This is a genomic window from Streptomyces sp. NRRL S-495, assembly GCF_000966955.1.
In the GTDB taxonomy this organism is placed as follows: Bacteria; Actinomycetota; Actinomycetes; order Streptomycetales; family Streptomycetaceae; genus Kitasatospora; species Kitasatospora purpeofusca.
Map to the genome: position 1 here is coordinate 1 of NZ_JZWY01001026.1, position 5,617 is coordinate 5,617.

3 protein-coding genes are annotated in these 5,617 nt (G+C 73.1%); 2 read left to right on the forward strand and 1 reads right to left on the reverse strand.

Going from position 1 to position 5,617, the window contains the following annotated elements:
• A partial coding sequence (locus VR45_RS46415) for a helix-turn-helix transcriptional regulator (protein ID WP_234326580.1) occupies positions 1 to 290 on the reverse strand: 290 nt, incomplete at its 3' end.
• 462 nt (positions 291 to 752) lie between these two features.
• Between VR45_RS46415 and VR45_RS38265 the strand changes: the two genes are divergently transcribed.
• Both VR45_RS38265 and VR45_RS38270 read left to right on the forward strand, forming a co-directional pair.
• On the forward strand, positions 753 to 3,947 hold the full coding sequence (locus tag VR45_RS38265) for a M28 family peptidase (RefSeq protein WP_045944565.1): 3,195 nt from the start codon (positions 753 to 755) through the stop codon (positions 3,945 to 3,947).
• A 295-nt stretch (positions 3,948 to 4,242) separates the two neighbouring features.
• Complete coding sequence (locus VR45_RS38270; RefSeq protein WP_045944566.1) at positions 4,243 to 5,559, forward strand: cytochrome P450; 1,317 nt, start codon at positions 4,243 to 4,245, stop codon at positions 5,557 to 5,559.
• Positions 5,560 to 5,617: the final 58 nt, after the last annotated feature.

Here is a 5,617-nt window from a genome sequence, read left to right on the forward strand (position 1 = left end):
GGGTGCCGGCGGTGGCGGCGGAGGCTGGGGCCGGGGCCGGGGCGGGGCCCTCCTCGGCGAGGCGGCAGGCGGCGCGCAGTTCGCCGCCGGCCTGCAGCAGGTCGTCGAGGCGGTCGGCGATCCGGGGGCTGGTGCGGCGGGTTGCTGACGGCGGTGTGGTCGTAGCCGATCTCGGCGCCGAGCTGGGCCTGGGTCAGTCCGGCGCGGCGGCGCCACTGGCGCAGCCGCAGACCGAAGGCCTGCCAGAGGTGGTCCTCGACGGGCGTGGTCGCCGCCCGGTTGCGGTGCACGGGGCTGCCCTCCCGAGTGCGTTCCGGGCCCTCCGGTGGGAGAGGTCCGCTGAGGAGGACGGTACTGGACGAGGACCCCCGCCGTACATGATGTGGTCTCAACCACTTCCGCACTCTGGTCTCAACCTCTCCACACGGTGGTCTCAACCTCTCCTCTCTATTGGTCTCTACCTCACTGGCCACCGATCTCGACCTCTCCGAGCGCTCCGACCTGCCCGGACGCCTTTTCCCTCGTCAGGTCCCGTGCTCGAAAAGCTTCTTGGCGCACCCAGGCGGTACTTGACGGAACTTGCCAACCCCCCGTTCCGCGCGTCCAGCCCGTTGACCGTGCCATGACGGCGTGTGAGTGTTCCGGCACCCGAGCGCGGACGCCCGCTGACCAGTCCCCCCAGCGTCCTGCGGTGAGCGCCCCTCCGGCGCACCGTCCGCGGTCGAGCACCCCCACGTTCGAGGAGCCTCGGAATGAAACGCAGATTGCTGACGGCGGGGACCACCCTGACCGTCCTGGCCGGCATGCTGACCGCCACCGCGGTCGGACAGGCCGGCGCCGCCGCGGGTGCGGCCGCGCCGACACCCCCCAGCGCACTGGCCGCCGCCGTGAACGCCGCCGACCAGGCGGCCGCGGCCGGCCTGGACGCCCTGGCCAAGGGGCCCGGCGAGACCTACGAGCGCCAGTCCGTGACCCCCTGGCTGGGCGGTCTCTACTCGGTCGCCTACGAGCGCACCTACAAGGGCCTGCCGGTGGTCGGCGGCGACGCCGTCGTGATCGCCGACGGCCAGGGCAGGGTGCACGGCTCCCAGTCCGCCAACACCGGCGCGATAGGCGTGCCCACCACCGCCCTGATCAGCGCCGCCAACGCGGAGCGGACCGCCCGCACCAAGCTGGCCACCGTGGACGGCGTGCAGTCCCGCCGCCTGGTCGTCCGGGTCAAGGACGGCGCCGGGCGGCTCGCCTGGGAGACCGTGCTCACCGGCCGCACCGCGAGCGCCCCGAGCACCCTGCACGTCTTCGTCGACGCCCGCAACGGCGAGGTCGTCGACAGCTACGACGACGTGCGGGCCGGGACCATCAACAGCAAGTGGAACGGCCCGCCGCCGGTCACCATCAGCACCACCGGCTCCGGCAGCAGCTACTCGCTGCGCGACCCGGGCCGGCCCGGCCTGAGCTGCGCCGACAACGCGACCGGCCAGGTGTTCAGCAAGTCCTCGGACTCCTGGGGCAACGGCAGCCCCACCAGCAAGGAGACCGGCTGCGGCGACGTCATGTTCGCGGCGCAGAAGGAATGGGACATGCTCAAGGACTGGTTGGGCCGCAACGGCCACAACGGTACCGGGGGCAGCTGGCCGGTCAAGGTCGGTCTCAACGACGTCAACGCCTACTGGGACGGCTCCTCGGTCTCCATCGGCCACAACAACGCCAATGAGTGGATCTCCTCGATCGACGTCGTCGGCCACGAGTTCGGCCACGGCATCGACCAGTACACCCCCGGCGGCGCCAACAACGAGAACGGCCTGGGCGAGGGCACCGGCGACATCTTCGGCGCGCTGACCGAGGCCTACGCCAACCAGCCCTCCCCGTACGACAACCCGGACTACACCGTCGGCGAGATGATCAACCTGGTCGGCCGCGGCCCGATCCGCAACATGGCCAACCCCTCGCTCGTCAACGGCGACCCCAACTGTTACTCCTCCTCGATCCCGAGCACCGAGGTGCACGCGGCCGCCGGCCCGCTGAACCACTGGTTCTACCTGCTCGCCGAGGGCTCCAACCCGGGCGGCGGCAAGCCCACCAGCCCGACCTGCAACAGCTCCACGGTCACCGGCGTCGGCATCAAGGACGCGGGCCGGGTCTTCTACGGCGGCATGCTGCTCAAGACCAGCGGCATGACCTACAAGAGGTACCGGACCACCACCCTGACCGCCGCCAAGAGCCTCGACCCCACCTGCAACCTGTTCAACCGCACCAAGGCGGCCTGGGACGCGGTCAGCGTGCCCGCCCAGACCGGTGACCCGAAGTGCGACGGCCCGACCGGGCCGGAATTCTCGATCTCGACCAACCCGGGCTCCGGCACCGTCCAGCCGGGTTCCTCCGCCACCACGACGGTCGGCACCCAGGTGACCCAGGGCGGCGCCCAGACCGTCAACCTGACCGCCTCCGGCGCCCCGAGCGGCGCGAGCGTCAGCTTCAACCCGTCCTCGATCCAGTCCGGGTCGAGCGCGACGATGACGGTCTCCACCAGCGCCACCACCGCGCCGGGCAGCTACGTCATCACGGTCACCGGCACCGGCCAGACCACCCACACCGCGCAGTACACGCTGACAGTCGGCGGCGGCGGGCCCACCGGGCAGGCGCCCGACATCAGCGTCGCCAATGTGCAGGCGCACCTGGCCCAGCTCAACACCATCGCCTCCCAGAACGGCGGCAACCGCCGTACCGGCACCGCCGGTTACAGCCAGTCGCTGGCCTATGTGAAGGCCAAGCTGGTCGCCGCCGGCTACCAGGTCGGCGAGCAGGCCTGCGGCTCCTGCACCTACGGCGGCAACAACCTGGTCGCCGACTGGCCGGGCGGCCCCGCCGACCAGGTCACCATGTTCGGCGCGCACCTGGACGGCGTCAGCGCCGGCCCGGGCATCAACGACAACGGCTCCGGCTCGTCCGTCCTGCTGGAGACCGCGCTCGCCCTCGCCCAGCAGAACCCCACCATGACCCGCCACGTGCGCTTCGCCTGGTGGACCGGTGAGGAGCAGGGCCTCCAGGGCTCGCAGTACTACGTGGGCCAGCTGAGCTCCACCCAGCGCAGCGCCATCAAGGGCTACTACAACTTCGACATGGTCGGCTCGCCCAACGGCGGCTACTTCATCAACAACGTCAACTCCGCCACCTCGGCGCCGATGAAGGCCTACTGGGACTCGCTGGGCCTCCAGCCGGAGGAGAACGTCGAGGGCCAGGGCCGCTCGGACGACGCCTCGTTCCAGTCCGCCGGTATCCCGACCTCGGGCTACGCCGCGGGCGCCAGCGCCACCAAGACCGCCAACCAGGCGGCCAAGTGGGGCGGTACCGCGAACCGGGCGTACGACTCCTGCTACCACTCCGCCTGCGACACCACCAGCAACATCAACGCCACCGTGCTGGACCGCAGCGCCGACGGCGTCGCCTACACGCTGTGGAAGACCTCGGTCGGCAGCGGCCCGGTGCCGAGCAACGACTTCTCGGTCAACGTCAACCCGGCCACCGGCAGCGTCAAGCCGGGCGAGTCGGCCAGCGCCACGGTGAACACCCAGACCACCTCCGGCTCCGCCCAGACCGTGAACCTCTCGGTCTCCGGCGCGCCGGCCGGTGTGACGGCCACCGTCAGCCCCGCCTCGGTGCAGTCGGGCGGCTCCGCGACCCTGAACATCTCGGTCGCCGCCTCCGTCCCCGCCGCGACGTACAACCTGACCGTGACCGGCACCGGTTCGGTCTCCCACTCCAGCAGCTACTCGCTGGTGGTCACCTCCGACCCCGGCCCGGGCAACGGCACCTGGGCCGCGGGCACCACCTACAAGACAGGTGACACCGTCACCTACAACGGAATCAGCTACCGGTGCCTCCAGGGCCACACGGCCCAGGTGGGCTGGGAGCCGCCGATCGTCCCGGCCCTCTGGCAGCCGATCTGAGCGGACCGGATCGTCTCCGGGACGGGATGAAAAAGCGGTGCCGCGGTTCGTCGAGGGGGACGGACCGCGGCACCGCCGCATGTGCGGAGCGCCGCGCCCGCGATCCCGGCCCGGGTGCCGCCCGGGTGCTGCCTGGGTGCTGCCTGGTTGCCGCCTGGTTGCCGCCCAAGTGCCGCCCGATCGGCGCAGAGTGGCGCCCGGTGGCCGGACGGTGGCCGGACGGTCATGGCGGGAGCGCACGCTGACGTAGAGTCGGCGCGGACCGCCGCCCGCCGCCGACCGAGGAGGCACCCCCGTGACCACCGCCGCGAACCCCGGCCCCTCCCCCGCCGCCGCCCCGCCCGTCCCCGAACTGCCGCCCGAGGCCGTCGAGGAGTGGCGCACCGAGGAGGCCGAGCTGATCGACCTGCTGGCCCGTACCCGGCAGCGCCTCGGCGGTGTCGCCGCGTTCCGGATCGGCCCCCGCCCCACCGTCCTGGTCACCGACCCCGAGGCCGTGCAGCACGTCCTCGGCCGCCACCCCGAGCGGTACGTCAAGCGCTCGCACCGGGCCCGGATGCTCGCCGGCGAGGGCGTGCTGACCGCGACCGGCGAGGACTGGAAGCGGCAACGGCGGGTGCTCCAGGCCCAGTTCACCGGCTCCGGGATGCGCCGCTACGAGCAGCGGATCGCCGCCGCCGCCCGCCGCGCCGCCGACCGCTGGGCCGGGTACGCGCGCACCGGCGAGCAGATCGACCTCGGCGCGGAGATGCGCCACTTCGCCCTCGACACCATCTGGCGCGCGCTCACCGGCCACCCCCTGGACCAGGCCACCGAGCGCGAACTCGACCGCATCGCCACCGTTGTCGCCGCCCTCCCCCAACTCCCCGACGGCGAACAGGCCGGAGCGGCCGTCGCCGAGGACCTGGCCCGGATCGACGCGGTGGCGCACGCCGCGATCGCCGCCGCCCGCCGCCACGAGGACGGCCCCGACGGCCCCGGCGTCCTGCGGGTGCTGCTCGACGCGGCCGAGTTGCACCCCGAGTACACCGAGCGGCTGATCCGCGACGAGCTCGTCACCCTGCTCGTCGCCGGCCACGAGACCACCGCCACCACCCTCACCTGGCTGTACCTGCTCCTCGACCGCGAACCCGGCGCCCGGCGGTGGGCCCTCGACGCCGGCCCCGAGGGCTCGCCCGAACGGCGCGAGGCGGTGCAGGCCCTGGTCTCCGAGACCCTGCGGCTCTACCCGTCCGCCTGGATCCTCCCCCGGCACGCGCTCACCGAGGACACCCTCGCCGGCCACCGCGTCGAGGCCGGCACCGACCTGCTGGTCTGCCCCTACCTCACCCACCGCGACCCGGCGCTCTGGCCCGACCCCGAGCGCTTCGACCCGACCCGTTTCGGCCCGGGCGGCAGCCGCCCCGCGCACCTCGGCGGCTACCTCCCGTTCGGCCTCGGCGCCCGCGCCTGCCTCGGCACCCAGTTCGCGCTCCGCGAGTCGGTCGCGGTGCTCGAACTCCTGCTGCCCGCCTTCACGGTGCGCTTCCTCGACCGGCCCGCCGGGGCCGTCTACAGCATCACCGTCCGCCCGGACGGCCCGACGCCGGTGGTGCTCGCGGCGGCGGTCTGAGCGTCCCCGGCGGAGGGGTGAGCGTCCGGCCCGGCGGCGGCGCTCACCGCTGCCGGGC